This is a genomic window from Bradyrhizobium erythrophlei (genome assembly GCF_900129425.1).
Classification (GTDB): domain Bacteria; phylum Pseudomonadota; class Alphaproteobacteria; order Rhizobiales; family Xanthobacteraceae; genus Bradyrhizobium; species Bradyrhizobium erythrophlei_C.
The window spans coordinates 2,022,480-2,041,859 of sequence record NZ_LT670817.1 but is presented as its reverse complement, the minus strand read 5'-3'; the positions used below and the strand labels follow the sequence as shown (position 1 = coordinate 2,041,859).

Sequence of the window (19,380 nt, the reverse complement as noted above, 5' to 3'; positions counted from 1 at the left end):
AAGGGCCTTTCCCGGATCTAGCCGATAGGATCAGAGTGACCGTCTTTTCAGGGTCAAACTCGGAAGTGGAGAGCCATTCGTGGAGAGTCCGCTCTACCCCGATGAAAGGACATCGTCAGACCGGGCGGACTGGTCCGCTTCGTGCCAAGAGGCGTTGGGTAACCGCAGTCCGTCCCGGCGCAGCCGAGCAGCAAAAGTATCGGAATGGTTTTGAGATTGACGATCACCTCAGCGTTCGCAGCCCGCTGCTGCTTAACGATAGGACATCTGAGGCTTGCTGTTCTTTCGCTTCGTAGTATTCGGCCGAGAACTTGATTGACCATCGCGAGAAGAACGATTGCAATTTCTGAGTGGGCTTCTCGACGCCGAAATGTTCGGCAACGTGCGCGTTGCGCCGCCACCTCACCGCCGATGCGATGCCGACGGTGCGCTCGAGCCTCTCAACCACTGCGATGCCAACGATCTCTGTCTGCCGATAGCGAAAGCCGACCTTTTTGATCACATACATGCGCTTGAGGGTTTCATAGCCCTTGAATACGAGCTGAACGAGGGGATGTCTTTTGGCCTTTGGCCAGGCTGCCGGGTACACCGGCAGCACCAAGAGCTTGCTCTTCGCGATGACCGTTGCCAGCGGATGCAAGAGTTGCATCCACGCCGGCCAGGACGTGACCTTCGCAAACAATATCGCGTGCATCGCCGTTGCTGCCCCGAAAGAGATCGGGAGCCAAAGTACCGCGCCCAGGATCACGAGCAGTGCGGTGTTCGGCGTGAGATGCCGGCATTTCCGGAACACGAATGCCATGCCGCTCTCAAAGGCGGTATGCACAGCTCGTTCGAACGCCTGATAGCTAATCTTCCGCCGAAGCCACGACCAGTTCCGGCGGATCGCTATGCTCCAGCGCCGGCGATTCGTCTCGGAAAGGGGAACAAGACGCAACGCGACGCTTATGGCAGTAACGATGACATTGCCAAGAACCCTGGCCGCGAAGAGCGGAAGCCAGACGATCTGCATTGCCAAAGGGAAAGCGTAGTCGAGCAGCCGCATCAGGATCGAAAGGATGAAATGCAGGATTTTCTTGGCCGCGAGCGCAACAACAACGAGCGGGATGATAATCACATCGTCGAGGCTACCGCGGAAGCGGCTTTCTTTGGTCCATGCCGGATTATGATAATCGGTCATGGTGCAACGGTTCCGGGCTGAAGACAGTGGATCGTGCCGGCTCAAATTAGCACATTCTAAGAGCCAGGGGGCTTCACTTACCGGTCATTTAGCGACAATCCGATGTCCGCCAAGGGTCTTGGTTGCGTGATAACGCGCTGACGCGGGCCGGGAACGTCCACGATCCGGTCGGCGTAGTCCGACACGGCCGATCTGAGCAATTTTTTCCTGTTGGGCGATCAGGGGCCGCCTCCGAGTCGTGGCGGGGAATGCTGGGCATGGTCTGGCTCGGTATCGGCACGCAGTGGGGTCTCCACACTCACGCTCTGATCGCTGCCAGCAACGCCCTTGTACCGACGATATTCATGACCCGCGTCAGATTGTAGGCGAGTACGCTGAGCGCCATCTCGCTCGCGACCTTCGGCAGCGTCTTCATCAAGAAGTGCGTCGCGCCCATTCTCATCTTGAGCGTGCCGAAGGGATGCTCAACCGTCTCGCGCCGGCGGCGCATGGCCTGGGGATCTTGATCCAGCCGCTGCTGCACGATTTCGAGAACGTGCTCATGCTCCCATCGCGTGATGCGGCGTTCTTTGCCTGTGGTGCACTGATCCTTGATTGCGCAGGTCTTGCAGGCGTTCGTCCAGTACCGGCGCATCTTCTGCCCGTGTTCCTCATTGGCATAGTGGAATTTGAGCTTCTCGCCGGCGGGGCAACGATAGACATCCTCCTCCGGCACATAGACGAAGTCCTGCTTGCCGAAGCGGCCTTCCGACTTCGCGCCCGACGTCATCGGTTTGGGCAACGTCACGCAAATGCCTGCCTGCTCGCAGGCCAGGATCTCTTCGCCATTGAAGTAGCCGCGGTCGGCGACGGCTTCGAGTTTATCGACTTGCAGAACGGCCTTGGCTTCCCGCGCCACGTTCGCCAGTTGTGAGCGATCCGAGCCGATATTCGTCACATCGTGCGTCACGATCAGATGGTTCACGGTGTCGACCGCGACCTGCACATTGTAGCCGACGACGCCCGAGCCACGCCCACTTGTTGCCATCGAGCGGCTATCGGGATCAGTGAGCGAGATTTGGTGATCCGGCGAGGCCAACATTTGCTTCTCGTAGGCTGCGAGTTTGCCCATTTCCTCTTTCAGCTTGTCGAGCTTCTCCTTGAGCCGCGTCGTCTTGAGCACCAGCACTTCGGACGGTTCCTGCCTATCCGCCGTATCGAGCTGGGAGAGATACCGCGCCACACTCTCCTCGAGTTGCGCGCGCCGGCGATCGATCTTCCCCCGGGTAAAATTGCGATCTCGATTATTGACCGCTTTGAACTTGCTGCCGTCGATCGCGACGCTCGCCTTCGCCAACAGACCCATCTGGCGACAGAGATTGACGAAGCTCGCGCATGCCCTGCGGATCGCCGGGCCATTGTCCTTGCGGAAATCGGCAATCACCTTGTCATCGGGAACGAGCCGACCGAGTAGCCATATGACTTCCAGGTTTCGGCCGGCTTCGCGCTCAAGCCGGCGGCTCGACTGCACTCGGTTGAGATAGCCGTAGATGTAAAGCTTCAGAAGAACCGAGGGGTGGTAGGCAGGCCGGCCTGTCGCTGCAGGCTCGACGCCTTCGAAACCGAGATCGGCCAGATCGAGCCCGTCGACAAAGCAATCCACCACACGAACGCAATTGCTCTCCTCGACCCACTCATCGAGGCATTCCGGCAACAACGTCGATTGTCCGCGATCGGCACCCTCAACGAAGCGTTTCATGATTGCCCCCGGCAAATCGCCAAGCGAATCATAGCAGACAGTTCGTTTTCACGCAGCCAGGGTCAAAAAGAGCCATCAAACTGCGAATTATCGATGTTCGCGGTAGGGACGCGAGTTACCCCGCGCCCCCCCCGCACAGATCCGTGCGAGCCCAATTCGGTCACACGGCTCCCACCTCGGGTGTGTAACGGCGCGTCGTGATATTCTCACGAAATTCCGTATGCGCTTCAGCGCCTGTGACACGGTTTCCCGGTACTGTGCCCGGCCCGTGCTTTGCTGACTCACATTCCCCTCGGCCCCCGCCCTTGGCTCCACCAACTCCGCAGCCGGTTGCCCGGCCTTGTTCGTCGGCTTCACAGCTACTATGGCGGGGTCAGACTTCTCATGATCGTACATCATCGGCTACGGCTCCTCGCCTTCCCGACACGGACCAGCGCTACACGCATGTGGCGCTGGCCGACCATGAGATCTCCCGGTTCCCGAGCAAAGAGCGTCCGCACATGCCAGTGTCTACGACCACGCCGGGCCGTCTGGGCGCTCGCACTATCGCGCCCATCCGTATTGCCTTCCGTCAGCGGAACGACGTCGGCACCCAGGATGAGGGTACTATCGCGGCTCAATGGCTGGCCTATGCGCTCCCCTGTCAACGCTTCGCCGATGCCCTCGCGGGCATCTGCGCATGACTCGGGGTCGATGCGGGTCGCTACTCCTTCATCGTGATGGACTTGCACCATCTACTCCTTGCCGGTCTCCCGGCGCACTCCGCTGTTCCCCAATGAGCGGATGTCGTCAGCGTGGCTGGTCATGTCTGTTAAGTGCCATGAGCCGACATCGCTCCAATCAAGCAGCGATACTTGTCAGGCTCCTTAGCGGCCGTAGGGGAAGCAGCGGTGGCGATCGAGTGTGAGACCGAAATGCGCTCCTAGCGCAGCGATGGCCGCGTCCTGCTCAGGATAAGGATCGGCATTGGATGCGGCAACGATGATGATCCGGAACCCGCCGCGATCCTTGCCACCCGGTGGCAGCATCGCTGTAGCCAGTGCATTGCCCTCCCTGTCGCGCAACGTGAGGAAAAGCGGCATCTCTCGCTGTACATGGGCCTCGAGGCCGATGTCGCGCTCGATCGCGTTGGGCCACACCGGACGCCAGGATTGGACTGCCTTCTCCCGCTCGCGGCAGAAATATTTCTCGACTGTGTGGCTCATCAGGCGCGACTCATGCGCCGCTTCACCTTCCGTCTCGATACGGAACCAGGTCTTACCCTTCGCCGCGTCGCAAACATACTGCATTTCGCCCGTCCTGCGATCGCCGCAATTCTAGGGTGGCGGGCCCGCAAAGCCAATAGCTGCCATTGGCGAAGGCAACTTGCGCCCGATTTGGACCGGCGGGATGACTGCTTTGGGTCCAATCGCGTCACTTTGACCGCGCGCCGGTCACTTCCGGTCTTCCCCCATTAGCAGACATTCTCAGGATCATTCGGCATGTCTCAAAAGTGCCAAACTCGGACATGACGCTAATAAGAAGGCCTTAAAAGAAAAAGCCGCCCCGTCGGCGGCTCTTCAATACAGGACGATATTACGGCTTACCGGTGCACTCGACGTGCCCGCTTCATCCGCGAACATCCGACATGCCCGAGCACATCATCAAGGGGCATTTGCGAGGCGACACTTAGTACCTGCGGACGGCTCGGCGGGTCTGGCGTATGGTGGTTCGTGCCACGCACACACCGTTAACTCGTGTCCTACCAGCGCCGCAGGCGGCAGCGACTTGCGTGATCATGCCGTCCGGCTGAGGAATCGGCGCAGGCGTCATAGCTTGTGCCGATATTGCAACCGATAAGACGAAGCCAGCAACAGCAATCATCCGGATCATCATTCTGCTCCTCTCTCAACCGTCCAATCACTCCGACCTCTGACAGTACGGGGATGGTCGGCTCTCATGTTCAAGCACCTAATAGTCTTCCGGCACCGGTCGCTCGAAGTCTTGACATAGATCAAGGTCCGTACGACGACCGCCCCGGAACCTTCTCGAAAATCAGTGACACAGGCCAGGAGACGCCCAGCCGTCGGGCGGTGTTGGTCCAACGTGGAACAAGGTCGCGCTTGCGCGAGAACCGATCTGGTGCTGGTACGCTCAGCTTCTCACACCTGACCTAACAACGGGCATCCCGATTCGTCCGTTCAGGGTCAAAAACGGAAGTTGGGTCACGTCTGAGCTTAGTCCGTTCATCCCTCAACAACGGACATGCGGGCGCTGCGGCGTCATGTCCGTTTGGTGCAGCCAAACTCGGACATGACGCTAATAAGAAGGCCTCAAAAGAAAAAGCCGCCCCGTCGGCGGCTCTTCAATACAGGACGATGTGGTGTAGGCCAGGGCTTTTCGCACGTCTATTCACGACCGACCCAACCGCTGCAAGATAGCCAGCGCGACCGCCGCAATGAGCGCCCTCGATCACATCACCGAGTTCGTTTGCGAAGACTGCGGCGATCACGCGCACGTCTTCGGTCACTATGCACTCGACGTGCCCGCTTCATCCGCGAACATCCGACATGCCCGAGCATATTTTGCGAGGCGACACTTGGTAGGGTCGCCAAACGCAAAAAGGCCCCAGCCCACGATGCTGTCATCCCAGCGAGGACCCACGGGAGACGACGATGGACGATGGACGACGAGACCAGACGCTATTGCGTACTCACGTTCCCGCTCGCGTTGAAATTTTTCCTCGTATCATACCCGGAGTCGTGTAGATTTCGGATATACAGGGCGTAGTCGCTGCTACTCACACCGCCCGTCCAGCCGACCCGAGGCGCACCCACACCGGCATAACCACCATAGTAGGCCGCCCTGGTTCCCCGAACAGGACCACCGTAGTAAGGACCCCCCGCGTAGTAACCTGTGCCTGTGCGGTAGGGGTCGCCTCCCCATCCCCAGTTAGGTGAGGTGGCCGCGACCGCGGCAGCCGTGCCGACCGCGGCGGCGCCTGCGTAGGTACCGGGGTCGTCGCCGCCAACCAAGCCGCCTCTGTTGTTCGCGCCGCCTCCGTAACGCCCCACGACCATACCTCCGGCGCCGTAAGCAGCCCGCCGGTGTTGCCGGCGCGCGACGCCCGCAACGCTCACGGGGGTCAGGGGACGACCGACCCGTGCTACGGCCTTCTCGACTGATAGCGAGAGGCCGCGTTGCTCAGAGCAGTCAAAGGAGAGCAGCGCCGCACACGCAAACGTCGAGGCTGCAATCGCAACTGTTGTCAGACTCATCTGCTTCATGGCTTTTCTCCGTTACCTGCTTGCCCCATTATTTGAAAACGATTTGCCTTCGCTTGTCGCGCGCGTTGCGACAGATCAAACGCTTCACGAACGTCACGACATGGAAACCTTGAGAGGTCTTCCATGCCCCAGCCCGCAGACGTGAGTGTCACGATTCAAATGCGTTCATCGCTGGGCGATGAATCGCGTGGCGATGATGAGTCCGACGCACGGCCAAAGCGGCAGAAGTAGAGAGAGTGAGGAGAGCAAGACTGACAAGAATGCTTTTGGTCATGGTCAGCTCCTCTGAGATATCCCCCTGAAGCATGGGTAAATTGTAGCATAACCGGCATTCCTCGCGGTATCCGCACTCTCTCAGTCACCATAAAGTGAAATTCTTGTCGGGCCAGATCAGCACACATACCGAACGGCACACGCACCAGCATTGGGTCCAGACCGGGCCGCACGTGATGATCGTCGGCGGCGCAGCACGCGAGATGCTCAGTGCCTATCGGCGCGATCTGGATGTCAAAGACCCGACGCAGCCCTTCGTCATGTTCCCCGGCAAACTCAGCGAGCAGCTGATGATCCCGGTGCACTCGCAAGAGCTTGCCACGGGCAGCACGCGGTGAGGCGCACGTGAACTCTGCCGTGCCTGAGACCGGCGGTACGGCGGCTGATTCCGAAAGGTTGAAACGGCGAAACAGGTTCCGCGGCGCTCCCCGTCGGAATGGTGCCGGGTTCTCTGGAAATATGCTCAGCAGGTAGCACCGTTGCCGCGTGATCGCTGGCACGACGACGCAGGTCGCCATGTCCGAGTTGGGTCAAACTCAGAAGTCGGCGGTCGCAATCGGGAGGTTCGCGGTAGGGACGCGAGTTACCCCGCGCCCCCCGCACAGATCCGTGCGAGCCCAATTCGGGCACACGGCTCCCACCTCGGGTGTGTAACGGCGCGTCGTGATATTCTCACGAAATTCCGTATGCGCTTCAGCGCCTGTGACACGGTTCCCCGGTACTGTGCCCGGCCCGTGCTTTGCTGTCTCACATTCCCCTCGGCCCCCGCCCTTGGCTCCACCAACTCCGCAGCCGGTTGCCCGGCCTTGTTCGTCGGCTTCACAGCTACTATGGCGGGGTCAGACTTCTCATGATCGTACATCATCGGCTACGGCTCCTCGCCTTCCCGACACGGACCAGCGCTACACGCATGTGGCGCTGGCCGACCATGAGATCTCCCGGTTCCCGAGCAAAGAGCGTCCGCACATGCCAGTGTCTACGACCACGCCGGGCCGTCTGGGCGCTCGCACTATCGCGCCCATCCGTATTGCCTTCCGTCAGCGGAACGACGTCGGCACCCAGGATGAGGGTACTATCGCGGCTCAATGGCTGGCCTATGCGCTCCCCTGTCAACGCTTCGCCGATGCCCTCGCGGGCATCTGCGCATGACTCGGGGTCGATGCGGGTCGCTACTCCTTCATCGTGATGGACTTGCACCATCTACTCCTTGCCGGTCTCCCGGCGCACTCCGGTTTACCCCCGAAAGCAGACTCAACTCGGACATCGCGCCATGTCCGAAAAGTGCAGCCGGCTCAACCGGTCGATGCGGGCGCTGAACGTCGGCGGAAAGTCGAGCGATGCCGATCCGCATCAATCTTCCGCGCGCCACTACCTATTCAAATGCCGCGATTGCAAGCACAACGGCGGCAAGGATCGGACCTGCATCGGCGACAAGCGGGCGATCATGTGCGCTGACTGCGCCTACGCACTGCCCGATGATCACGAACCTAGAAATATCGCCACGGACAAGCACGCGCAATCTGTGCGTTAGGAACTTTGTTCAATCTCATCATCGTTCTAACATTTGCACTGAGGCAGACAGGACAGAAGTACCAAGACTCACTTGCGATTACCCTCGGACCCGGACTGGGATTGCTACCGCACATCGTTCGATGACATTGAAAACCGTCACAAGCATCATAACCCATGAATGCAATTTCAGGGGCGGGATAACCTGAACAATACACTTTCGTTCCAGTCCAGCATTTGCCACCGTCCCCTATTGAATCACTCTTCACGTATATCATTCCCAGATCAGTGCAGGCTGCTGGCGACCCAAAGCAAAATGGGGCTGTCCCGATCCACATCCCTGGCTCCGCAAATGCATCCCTGGTTAGCAAGATAGCGGTTACTGCGAAGACTATCCTGAATAGGATCATAGAAGCCTTCCTATCTGTGACAGATGTGGAGGGGGCTCCAGGCTGGATACCCTGACCCACCGCCCGATAGGGTTCCAACCTACAAATAGACCGCGGAAGTGGTAGGATAAAGTCGGCCGCGCCGTGGGCGACCGTTGCCAACTCGGAGAAGCCTACGATGCCTCCTCTAGAGACTGCGGTGATCGTTCTCGCCGGGATCGCTTTGTTTGCATCCTTCATAAATGGCGCTCTCGGCTATGGGTTTTCCTCGCTGACCGTTCCGATGGCGCTGGTTTTCTATACAAATCGCATCCTGAATCCCGCCGTCGTCCTGGTCGAGGTCGTCATCAACTTCTACGTTCTATTCATGAATCTGAACGGCGTTGCAGCCGTATGGAGAAAGGTGTTTCCAATCGTTACTGGGCTCCTGCCTGGCATCGGAATCGGAGCCTGGGTTCTCACCTCGGTTGAGCCTGGCTGGATCAAATTCGGGACCTACACACTCATTCTGCCCCTCATCCTGGTCCAGGCCGCCGGGTGGCGAAGACCAATTCGGTCGACCTGGCTGGTCGGTCTTCCCTTTGGAACCGCGCTGGGCATCCTGTATTCGGTCACCACCATCTCGGGACCGCCGTTGGCAATCCTGTTCAACAACCAGGGTCTGGTCAAAACCGAGTTTCGGGCCGGACTCGCATTGGTTCGCGTGGCCGAGTCGAGCGTCACCGCCATCGCCTATTACCAGCTTGGCCTGTTTACGGCCGAAAGCGAGAACATCTTATGGGTGTTTGTTCCCTGCGTTGCGGTTGGAGTACCGCTCGGCGCCTATGTCATCCGCCATCTGGATGCCGAGACGTTTCGTCGGATATGCATGAGCTTTGATGCGTGGGTTGTGGGTTTCGGCTTCTCTCGGGTGTTGATCGAGCTGAATGTGATGGAAAGCCCCTGGGCCTATGTCGTCCTGGCCGTCACAATTTTGATCGACACCTATTTGTTGTACATCTTTTTCACACGGAGAGCGGCAAGGCGATCGCAAACAAGTTTGCTTGCGCCCGGCGCTCGGAGTGGGCCCGATAATCGGAGCGCGTCGAAGATGATCGAACCTCCCGACGATCCGCTTGCGGCGCTTAATACCTCGCTCGGTTACGTTGTGGCGATCCTCGCTATCTCCATGCTGGTTTTCGCAGCTTTGCCTCCAATTCATCTGCAATAGCGCGGCATTGTCAGAAACGTGGCCCTTGCGGAGGTTACGGAGAGCGGGCTCACGTTTCTCGACATGCCGTTTGATCGGCAAAGGCTCAGGCGTCCACCGCACCAACGCGACTGGGAGGGGAACGGTCTCTTGGGAGATGTCCGAGATGGGCAAAAACGGAAGTAACCCTGCTTCGTCAGCAAGTCCGTTCTACCCTCAGGAGCAGACGTCGTCAGCCACCCGGGCATGTCCGAAAAGTGCCAAACTCGGAAGTGGACTATTTTGACAGGCCGAAACAGCAAGCCGTTCTATCTTCGGTCAGTTGGTGGCGGATATTCGAGATGAGCGCAACCCGGGATCGGATAGCCCCGCAAACAGTCTGCCATAGCGTCCCAAATCATAGTGCGGGATCAGCGCGCGGCGCGCCATCGCAACATTGAATCCCATGAACCCCTCGCCCCGCGCCGCCGCGTGTCGGGATTTGTAAGCTGCATCGAATTCGTGCAGCGTTCCATCCCGGCGCATCGTCTCGACATAGGAATCGTGCCGGATCGCGAATTGCGGCGGCTGCAGGGTGAAAGAACTGGTGCTAGTGCACGGGCATCGGCGGCCGCGGCACCGATGACAGCTCTGGTTCGACCTGCGGCTGGGCCGTGGCTTGCGGTTGCGGTTCAGGTTGCCGCAGCACGGAAGGTGTTGCGGCTTGCGGCAACGTAGGGGCTGCTGCGGCTTGCGAGGGCCTAAATGGCATCGGCTTGCGCGGCGGCGCGGCGGCCGATCGGGGCGGAGACGCTGATATCTTGGGGCGTCGGTTCTGCTCGGAAGCCTTGGCAACGTCGCGGAACATTTGTTCCTGGCTGGCCCTGAGCTGCTCAATACTGGCCTTGAGCTGCTCGATCTCTTGCCCTGCGGTTGCGAGGTCGCGCCCCATCGACTGGAGCAACTGCGCTGATTCGGGAGATAGGGCGGCGGCGGTCGGCGCGACGCCTTCCGTGGCGGTCTGAGCCAAAAGTGCCGGTTGCGGTGGTGTTGCCTTCGTCGCGGACGCCTGGACGGCAGGTGGGGTCGGTTGCTCGGGGAGCCTTGGGTTTTCCAGCGGCGGCGATAAAATCAGGACGAACTGCGGCGCCCACTTCGCGATAATCTGTTTGGCCGCATCACCGTAGAACTGCCAAGCGACGCCCGCGCCACCGATGCATGCTACCCATAGGAAGCGAATGAAGGCGCGTACCGCCCGCCTGCCAATCGACGGCCGGTCGCCCTGGACTTCGACATTGTTGACGGCAGCAGGGCGAAACCTCAGATCGACCGGGGGAATCGGGGGGCCAGCGGAGAAGTCGGACCCCATGCGGGTCTGCGCCGAAGAATAGCGCATGGCGTCGTGCGCCAGATTGGAAAGCTCTTTATCCTCGGGCGCGATCAGAAGGAAATCGCGCGGATCGGTTTGTTTCGGGTTTGGCGTGGAATGCATTGGCGCTCCGTGCTGCACTCGGGCGAGATAATGGGAGGCGGGCTGGCTTCATCGCGACGGGCAGGTCCACCGGGGGCTGAAGGCGAAGGGGAATGAGCCGGTGCGAGTGGCCTCGGGACACCATGCAAACGACGACAAAAACCCGCTGATGGCGTCAGCTAAAAAACCGAACAAAGAGATTCCGAAAACCCGAAATAAGTAAGCCGAGGATGGCTCCAGCGATAGTGCCACCAATTAATCCGCCACCCGCTTGCCCGTACACATCGGGATGTGTCCAAAGCCCAATCTCCAGAGAGGCTGCGTAGAGCAGTCCTAGGCAAGCTCCGTACATCGCAACTTTAAGCGTGTTCCATTTGTTCATTTGGCTGCTCAATCGTCTTGCGGCCATCGCAGCTGCTCACGCAACGCCACTGGGGCTGTGGCCATTGATCCACTGCTTCAGAATGGCCGACGGCTTGAACACGATCACGCGACGCGGAGAAATCGCGAGCTCGGCGCCGGTCTTCGGGGTACGGCCGATACGCTGACCTTTCTTGAGATTTCTCGTCATGGCTCTGTTTCCTTGTCGCGTCAGAATCCCCGATCGCAGGGAGATGCGCATCACGGCATAGGAATGCGAGCATGATTCAGCCATCCGTTCATAAACGCGACATAGGAATCGAGCCGCATGGTTGTGCGCGGGACGTTGTTCGACATGCGCGATTTAGCCCAAATGCTCGCGCACGTTCACGACGCGGCGATGGAGGTCGGCGAAGGTCCGGAGACGCCAGCGCTCGGAGGGGCGCCCATGCAGTAGGCCGCCTGCGATTGATTGTACAGGCCGCTACGTTTCCCTCACCGAGGTCCGCTTTGCTGCGCATTACGGACTCAACTTGGACATCGGGCTAGGTCCGAAAAGTGCCAATAGGCGACGTCGCCGATATTCAGCACGATTTGAGTTGAGCCTTTAAGTAACGTGAAAGAGAGGTTCTCCTATAGTCATCGTAGAACCGCATGCGAAAAGCAGGATGGAGCGAGGGTCAATGCATATTGCGCGTAGAATATCTCCGTCTCGTCGGGGCTCTGCTATCGCATGGGATTGATCTCTCGATCCTTCCGCGGCCGAAATTCGGGCTGAAACACTGTCATGAGGTGGCCGCGGCCGTATCCAACGCGCGGAGACGTGATGGGTGTTCTATTCATCGTCGTTGTGCTTTGTCTTATCGCTTTCAGTTTCTATTGGTTTCCGAATTTTACGAAATTCAAACCGAACAATGGCTTCGGTCCGGATTGGGATTGCACCCCTGTCCCTAGGGGCCAACCGATTTGCATCAAAAAGCTAGGTCAGTGATGCCGCTCTACACTTATGTAGCGATCTATGAAGGCACTAGTTACGTCGCTCAGCAGAGGCGCGGTAACTACCAAGGTTTTGGCGACTGGGTCCAGGCGCTTCCTGCTGCGCTAAAAAAGAAAGCGGCCCAGAACATGTACGGTGGATTTGAACCCATTCCAAATCGGAAGAACGTTTGGCAAAGGACCCAGACGATTGACGGCAGCGAACTTGTTGTCATCGCGATCCAGACTGATAGCTGAGGCTTGGCCTGATACAAAAGGAGCCGCCAACTGACGCGGCCCTGAACAGCGGATTCGAATATGCCGAACTAGCTGCTGCCTCTACTTGCCTTCTGCACGATTGCTGGATTTATCGGCTTTGCATTTCGGCAAGGTACGAAAGTGAAGCCTGACAAAAATAACACTGATAACTGGGCCGTTTTGGTGGCCCTCCCGATAGCCATACCGGATCTGGAATGTAGTTTTAGGGTTTCGCCTCAAGTCCGTTTCGGGTCAAACTCGGAAGTCGGCGCTCGCAACCGCGATGTTCGCGGTAGGGACGCGAGTTACCCCGCGCCCCCCGCACAGATCCGTGCGAGCCCAATTCGGGCACACGGCTCCCACCTCGGGTGTGTAACGGCGCGTCGTGATATTCTCACGAAATTCCGTATGCGCTTCAGCGCCTGTGACACGGTTCCCCGGTACTGTGCCCGGCCCGTGCTTTGCTGTCTCACATTCCCCTCGGCCCCCGCCCTTGGCTCCACCAACTCCGCAGCCGGTTGCCCGGCCTTGTTCGTCGGCTTCACAGCTACTATGGCGGGGTCAGACTTCTCATGATCGTACATCATCGGCTACGGCTCCTCGCCTTCCCGACACGGACCAGCGCTACACGCATGTGGCGCTGGCCGACCATGAGATCTCCCGGTTCCCGAGCAAAGAGCGTCCGCACATGCCAGTGTCTACGACCACGCCGGGCCGTCTGGGCGCTCGCACTATCGCGCCCATCCGTATTGCCTTCCGTCAGCGGAACGACGTCGGCACCCAGGATGAGGGTACTATCGCGGCTCAATGGCTGGCCTATGCGCTCCCCTGTCAACGCTTCGCCGATGCCCTCGCGGGCATCTGCGCATGACTCGGGGTCGATGCGGGTCGCTACTCCTTCATCGTGATGGACTTGCACCATCTACTCCTTGCCGGTCTCCCGGCGCACTCCGCTTTCCCCCCAATAGCAACCAAACTGCGGACATCGCGGAAAGTCCGTTTCGTGCCAACAACGGACTCATGCACCGCAGCAAACCATGCCGTCATTCGATCACCTCGTTGGCCTGGGCGAGCAGCAATTGCGGCACTTCGAGACCGAGCGAAAAGGCATTGACGCCCTAGCACCCGCGGTTGCCTTCGACGCCATGGTATCAGCTTTCCGCCGTTCTTAAGTCCTAGACGCGTTACGATCGTAACGAAGTTTTTCCGCACTGACATCAAGCCGCAACACGGCCCCCACATGTTCGGCAGTGGATGGCGTAGAGTTTAGATCACCCGGAACCTTGCGTACCCGACGCTCGCATTACGGCCATCAGGATGATCGGGGCGCATCACCGACAGCTTCGCCGTCGATCGAGACGAGTTCAGCATCATTCCCCCGACGGGCGAACGGTGACTCTCTTATCACGCCTATTCGTGCTGGTGGCTGTCGCACTACTGCCAGCGATCGCGATCCAAGCATACAATGAATTCGATCTGCGTCGTGCGCGCCAGGTCGAAGTGCAGAACCAAACGCTCAGCCTGGCCAAACTAGCCGCGGCAGAACAGCAGCAGATCGTACAGGGAATTCGTCAAGTCCTGATCGCGATGTCGGAGGTCCCGGCGATAAAGACGAGGGACAGCCAAGCGTGCGATGCTTACCTGGCTGCGATGCAGCAGCGATTTCCGGCGTCCATCAGGTTTCTCGTCACCGACTTGAATGGCCGGTCCTTCTGCAACACGAACAGCGACCATCTGCCAATCAACATCGCTGCGCGGCCCTACTTTGCCGACATCTTGAAAACCGGCACATTCACGGTCGGAGAGTTCTCGAAAGGTCTGGCAACCGGCCGGAACGTCATCCAGTTTGCGTTGCCGTTCTACGGCGACGATGGCCGCATGGGCGGCGTCATTGTGGCGGGTCTTGGCCTCGATTGGCTCGCTGACTACATCGCTCGAAAGGGCGCTCCGGAGGGAGCGGCGCTCGCCATCACGGATCGCAATGGCACGTATCTCGCCCGCTACCCCGATAACAGCCGGCTTGTCGGCAAAAAGATGCGCGGTGACAAATACCTGAATCTGGACCAACGGGGAGCGGTCGATATCCTCAACATCAATGGAGTGGAGCGGATCATCGGTTACTCAACCTTGGACGCCGATTCCGGGGGGCTTTTTGTCGGCTATAGCGTCGACAAGGCGCAGGCCTTCGCCGACATCCAATATCGCACGCGGCGCGACATCCTTCTGATCGTCCTCAGCACTTCGCTGGTGTTGGTCCTGACATTGTTGGGCGCTAGGCGATACATCCATCGCCCGCTTGGCCAATTGGTCAACGCCGCGAACCAATGGCGGCTGGGTGATTATGCCCGACGTGTGGACATCGCTGATAAATCCGAAATCGCCCAAGTCGCCGACGCGTTCAATACGATGGCCGATGCACTGGAGCACCGCGAGCACGAATTGTCGGAGGCGAAGGAAAAAGCCGAGGAAGCCGCGGCTCGGATCACGACGATCTTTGAGAGTACGACCGACAGCGTGGTCATCGTCGATCGAGACTGGCGGGTCAGCTACCTTAATGGGCGAGCCTGGACGCAGATAGGCGAAGGGCGCGATCCGATCGGTGCGAAACTATGGGAAGCCTTCCAGGATGCTGCCGACACGGAGATTTTCAGCCAACTTCGAGAGGCCATGTCAGAGCAGCGCCCGGCCAGCTTCGAGAAGTTCTGCGAACGCCGAAGTGTCTGGTACGCGTTCAACGCGTTCCCCTCCAGTGAGGGCCTGGCGTTCTACTTCCGAGACATCACCGAGCACAAGCACGCCGTGGAGGCGCGCCGCCTCATGCAGGAGCAGCTTCACCAGAGCCAGAAGATGGAGTCCGTCGGCCAACTCACCGGCGGCATCGCGCACGACTTCAACAACCTGCTTATGGTGGTCTCCGGGAACCTCGAGCTCATCGAGGAGGCGGCAGATAATGGCAGGGTCCGGCAGCTCGCCGCGGCCGCACGGGGTGCCGCTGATCGGGGAGCAAAGCTAACGGCGCAGCTTCTCGCCTTTTCCCGACGGCAGGTACTGAACCCAAAACTGGTCGACGCAAACCAGCTCATTTCTGAGTTCCAGGGGCTTATCCGCCAAGCGGTCGGAGGAAGCTGCCAGGTCAAGCTGCGGACCGATGAGCGATTGTGGCTGTGCCATGTCGATCCGCCACTGCTCGAGACCGCTCTCCTCAACCTGGCTCTGAATGGGCGCGACGCAATGCCGGATGGCGGCGTTCTCGAGATCGAGACGCGGAACGTCGTTTTGGATGAGGGAGCCGTGGCCGGGTGCTTGCCCGGATCGTATGTAAAGGTGTCCGTCACGGACACCGGCTGCGGGATGCCTCCTGAAGTACGGGATCGGGTTTTTGAGCCCTTCTTCACGACCAAGGAGGTCGGCAAGGGCACCGGACTCGGCCTCAGCATGGTCTATGGCTTTGTCCGACAATCCGGGGGGCATATTGCTATCGAAAGCGCGTCCGGCGTGGGGACAACGGTCGCTCTGCATCTACCCAAAGCCACGCAAAAGCGTGATGCCGGGGTGGAAGCCATCCAACCGCAGGCCATCCCTGAAGGTTCGGAGCGAATCCTTGTGGTCGAGGACAATGAGGATATCCTGGAAGTCACGTCGGCAATGCTAACCACGTTCGGCTACTGGGTTGTTTGCGCTCGGACTGGGGCGGAGGCCATCCAGATGCTCCAGAGTGGCCAAGAATTTGAACTCTTGTTCAGCGATGTGGTGATGCCAAACGGAATGAATGGCGTTGAGCTTGCCCGCGAAGCGAGGCGGCTGAGCAAAGGCATCAAGATCCTGCTCACCTCGGGCTACGCGGGGGATGTGTTGGAAAGACATCGAGCGGTAGACGAGTTTCCGATCATCGACAAACCTTTCCGCCTGGCAGACTTGGCGCGGCGTCTGCGGTCAATCGTGCACGAAGCGCAAGATCCTCGTGTCCCCTCTTTGCCTCCTCGTACGGGAACGGCCAACTGACATTCGCGAATGGTGACCATTTGACGGGTTCAATATATTTTTTGCGACCTGACGGTGACCGCTCCTGAAAAGGCGCGACTTCCGCTCAGGGTCAATCGCGTCGATTTGGGCGTCGGCGGACGACTTCCGGTCTTCCCCAATCAACGGACATCATCAGACCGCCCCGGCATGTCGGAAAAGTACCAAATGCGGACTCACGCACCGCAACAAATAGCTCTGTATTCGATCACCTCGTCGGCGAGCAGCAAGACCGATTCCGAGATGGTGAGCCCGAGCGCCTAGCTCGTGGCTTCAAACCGGACATCCGCAATCCAGTTGCGCTTGCGCCGGCTCAGGCGGGCTTGTTCATTCTCGCCCTCGAAGGTTGCCGGCGCGCGTCGAAGCAGCGCAGGTTCTACATTCTCAAATGCGTTCACGCTGACGACGGGGTAGAGGCAGCCGTCGATTCGGCTGGTGACCACCGGCACCACGCCACACCCGGTGCACACGTGAAACTCGGCAGTCTTGGTGCCGAACGCGCATTTTGATGCGCGCGTGCGATCCTTGACGCTCACCGTGAGCGATCCGGTCGGGCACGAGGTCCAAACACCGCCATGCTTCGCGCAGAACGAGCAGGTGCAGGCCCGAGCCGGGATTTCTGACGGCTCCGGCCGCCAGTCGAGCGCGAGAAAGATATTGCCGCAATGGCAGCGACCGGAGATCAACATGGCACTTCCGCGGTCGTGAGGGCTACACTCTATCACATTGTTGAATGAGTATTGGCGGCAACTCCTGCCAACCACTCAACGGAAATTTACTGGGTCGCCCGTGCGGCGGCGGTGGCCATGTATTTCGAATAGAAATCAGCAACCCGGTCGCGCCACATTCCGACGAATGCCCCCGATGTCAGCTTATCGACCGATTTCCAAGCGTGTTTTACGGCCGGAAGAGTATTCCGCCAGATCGCGCGTTTGCACCATTTTTCACCTTTCTCCCTGCCTTCGCTGGTGGCACACATGGATTTCCAAGCGATGCGATCAGGTTGGCTGATGTGCTCGGCTGCGCCTTCCCAGCCTTGTTGATGGATTAGGTAAAGATCGCTCAAGGTCGGCTTCTTGTGCGTCACCCACTCGAACAGAATGCCTTCGGTAATGACCTTGTAGGCCGCCGCAACGGCATTGTCGCGGGGATCACGAATCTGCCCCGAGCCGAATTTGTTGAACTCGTATTCGTTCAGTTGGAACAGGCCGATATACGACCCGGTGCGTTGCTTGGGGTCGAAACCGGACTCGATCTTGGCAACCGCCTTCATGAAATTGAAATCCAGACCGAAAGCGTCGGAAGCGCGCTTGATCTCCTCGACCGGCGTTCCGACCGGGGTGGCCTTGAGTGAACTTAAGACGATAGCCGCCGGCTTCTCGGCAGGCGGCAGTTCGGACCAGACGTAATAGATGAGATACCGGAAATCCTGCGTCACCGGTGCCGGATTGGAAGCATCGTCGGGCGCATCGTGCGTTGTCGGCATCGGTTGGGCGGAATCATGATGGCCCAAGGCCATCCATTTTGCCTCGAAAGAATCGTCGCCGATTTCGGCTTGGGCCATCAACGGCGGTCCGGAACCCGCGGCAGATGCCTCCGGCACGGCGGCGGAGAGCGCAGGCCCACCGGGCGTCTCGGCGCTCGCAGCCGCTTCCGGCATTGCGTCCGGCACGGTCGCGCTCGGCGTGTTTCCGCCAACCTGATGGATCATCCCCGTGAATGTTATGGCACCCACGATGCAGGTGGCCTGCAAGGCTTTCATCGGCCCCAACTCCGCGGCACGGTCCCCGAAAGAACGCTACACGCACGCTCCCCGTAGTCCAAGGCGAGTCCGTTTTTAGTCGAATGTCCCAAGCGAGGCGACGGACAAGATTGGGATGGGTCACATTTACTGGAGCTGTTGCCTAGATGCGACATCCTTATCGCCGCTCGCGACTGCCAAGGCTCTTGGCCTCGACATCCCGCCCACGATGCTCGCACTCGCGGATGAAGTCATCGAGTAACCCGCCACTTCGCCTTCGGGTCAAACTCGGACCTCTGCGCGCGCAACCGCCAGGTTCGCGGTAGGGACGCGAGTTACCCCGCGCCCCCCGCACAGATCCGTGCGAGCCCAATTCGGGCACACGGCTCCCACCTCGGGTGTGTAACGGCGCGTCGTGATATTCTCACGAAATTCCGTATGCGCTTCAGCGCCTGTGACACGGTTCCCCGGTACTGTGCCCGGCCCGTGCTTTGCTGTCTCACATTCCCCTCGGCCCCCGCCCTTGGCTCCACCAACTCCGCAGCCGGTTGCCCGGCCTTGTTCGTCGGCTTCACAGCTACTATGGCGGGGTCAGACTTCTCATGATCGTACATCATCGGCTACGGCTCCTCGCCTTCCCGACACGGACCAGCGCTACACGCATGTGGCGCTGGCCGACCATGAGATCTCCCGGTTCCCGAGCAAAGAGCGTCCGCACATGCCAGTGTCTACGACCACGCCGGGCCGTCTGGGCGCTCGCACTATCGCGCCCATCCGTATTGCCTTCCGTCAGCGGAACGACGTCGGCACCCAGGATGAGGGTACTATCGCGGCTCAATGGCTGGCCTATGCGCTCCCCTGTCAACGCTTCGCCGATGCCCTCGCGGGCATCTGCGCATGACTCGGGGTCGATGCGGGTCGCTACTCCTTCATCGTGATGGACTTGCACCATCTACTCCTTGCCGGTCTCCCGGCGCACTCCGCTCTGCCCCTAAGAACGGACATCGCGCATCACACGTGCCATGTCTGAAA

General features: G+C 59.5%; 13 protein-coding genes. 5 read left to right on the top strand and 8 right to left on the bottom strand.

Annotated elements, in window-relative coordinates; translation table 11 throughout:
• Positions 1-223: 223 nt before the first annotated feature.
• The 3 genes from B5527_RS09685 to B5527_RS09670 all read right to left on the bottom strand — a co-directional run bounded on the left by B5527_RS09685 (position 224) and on the right by B5527_RS09670 (position 4,207).
• A complete protein-coding gene (locus B5527_RS09685) occupies positions 224-1,180 on the bottom strand; it encodes a hypothetical protein (RefSeq protein WP_079601081.1) in 957 nt (318 codons plus the stop codon).
• Positions 1,181-1,478: 298 nt separating this feature from the next.
• Positions 1,479-2,918: an IS1182 family transposase gene (locus B5527_RS09680; protein WP_079600895.1), complete on the bottom strand. Its 1,440-nt coding sequence runs from the start codon at positions 2,916-2,918 to the stop codon at positions 1,479-1,481.
• A gap of 866 nt (positions 2,919-3,784) precedes the next feature.
• A complete protein-coding gene (locus tag B5527_RS09670; RefSeq protein WP_079601080.1) occupies positions 3,785-4,207 on the bottom strand; it encodes a hypothetical protein in 423 nt (140 codons plus the stop codon).
• A gap of 2,354 nt (positions 4,208-6,561) precedes the next feature.
• Between B5527_RS09670 and B5527_RS09655 the strand changes: the two genes are divergently transcribed.
• The 3 genes from B5527_RS09655 to B5527_RS09640 all read left to right on the top strand — a co-directional run bounded on the left by B5527_RS09655 (position 6,562) and on the right by B5527_RS09640 (position 9,565).
• The gene (locus tag B5527_RS09655) at positions 6,562-6,795 is read left to right on the top strand and encodes a hypothetical protein (RefSeq protein WP_154072125.1); all 234 of its coding nucleotides are present in this window, start codon (positions 6,562-6,564) and stop codon (positions 6,793-6,795) included.
• 932 nt (positions 6,796-7,727) lie between these two features.
• A complete protein-coding gene (locus tag B5527_RS09645; RefSeq protein WP_079601078.1) occupies positions 7,728-7,988 on the top strand; it encodes a hypothetical protein in 261 nt (86 codons plus the stop codon).
• Between the two features lie 545 nt (positions 7,989-8,533).
• On the top strand, positions 8,534-9,565 hold the full coding sequence (locus B5527_RS09640) for a sulfite exporter TauE/SafE family protein (RefSeq protein ID WP_079601077.1): 1,032 nt from the start codon (positions 8,534-8,536) through the stop codon (positions 9,563-9,565).
• Positions 9,566-9,862: 297 nt separating this feature from the next.
• Here the strand turns inward: B5527_RS09640 and B5527_RS47050 are convergent, their stop codons facing one another.
• The 3 genes from B5527_RS47050 to B5527_RS47575 form a co-directional block, all read right to left on the bottom strand.
• Entirely contained in the window at positions 9,863-9,991 is a 129-nt protein-coding gene (locus tag B5527_RS47050) for a hypothetical protein (protein ID WP_276329320.1), read from the bottom strand.
• Positions 9,992-10,133: 142 nt separating this feature from the next.
• Complete coding sequence (locus tag B5527_RS09630) at positions 10,134-11,015, bottom strand: hypothetical protein (RefSeq protein WP_079601075.1); 882 nt, start codon at positions 11,013-11,015, stop codon at positions 10,134-10,136.
• A 397-nt stretch (positions 11,016-11,412) separates the two neighbouring features.
• The gene (locus B5527_RS47575) at positions 11,413-11,649 is read right to left on the bottom strand and encodes an HU family DNA-binding protein (protein ID WP_079601073.1); all 237 of its coding nucleotides are present in this window, start codon (positions 11,647-11,649) and stop codon (positions 11,413-11,415) included.
• Between the two features lie 695 nt (positions 11,650-12,344).
• Here B5527_RS47575 and B5527_RS09615 point away from each other — a divergent pair.
• Together B5527_RS09615 and B5527_RS09605 are read left to right on the top strand one after the other, a co-directional pair.
• Positions 12,345-12,587: a hypothetical protein gene (locus B5527_RS09615; protein ID WP_079601072.1), complete on the top strand. Its 243-nt coding sequence runs from the start codon at positions 12,345-12,347 to the stop codon at positions 12,585-12,587.
• Between the two features lie 1,392 nt (positions 12,588-13,979).
• A complete protein-coding gene (locus tag B5527_RS09605) occupies positions 13,980-16,589 on the top strand; it encodes an ATP-binding protein (protein ID WP_079601071.1) in 2,610 nt (869 codons plus the stop codon).
• Positions 16,590-16,867: 278 nt separating this feature from the next.
• Here B5527_RS09605 and B5527_RS45710 read toward each other — a convergent pair whose 3' ends face one another.
• Both B5527_RS45710 and B5527_RS09595 read right to left on the bottom strand, forming a co-directional pair.
• Entirely contained in the window at positions 16,868-17,143 is a 276-nt protein-coding gene (locus B5527_RS45710; protein WP_197689296.1) for a hypothetical protein, read from the bottom strand.
• 239 nt (positions 17,144-17,382) lie between these two features.
• Positions 17,383-18,369: a transglycosylase SLT domain-containing protein gene (locus tag B5527_RS09595; protein ID WP_245332559.1), complete on the bottom strand. Its 987-nt coding sequence runs from the start codon at positions 18,367-18,369 to the stop codon at positions 17,383-17,385.
• Positions 18,370-19,380: the final 1,011 nt, after the last annotated feature.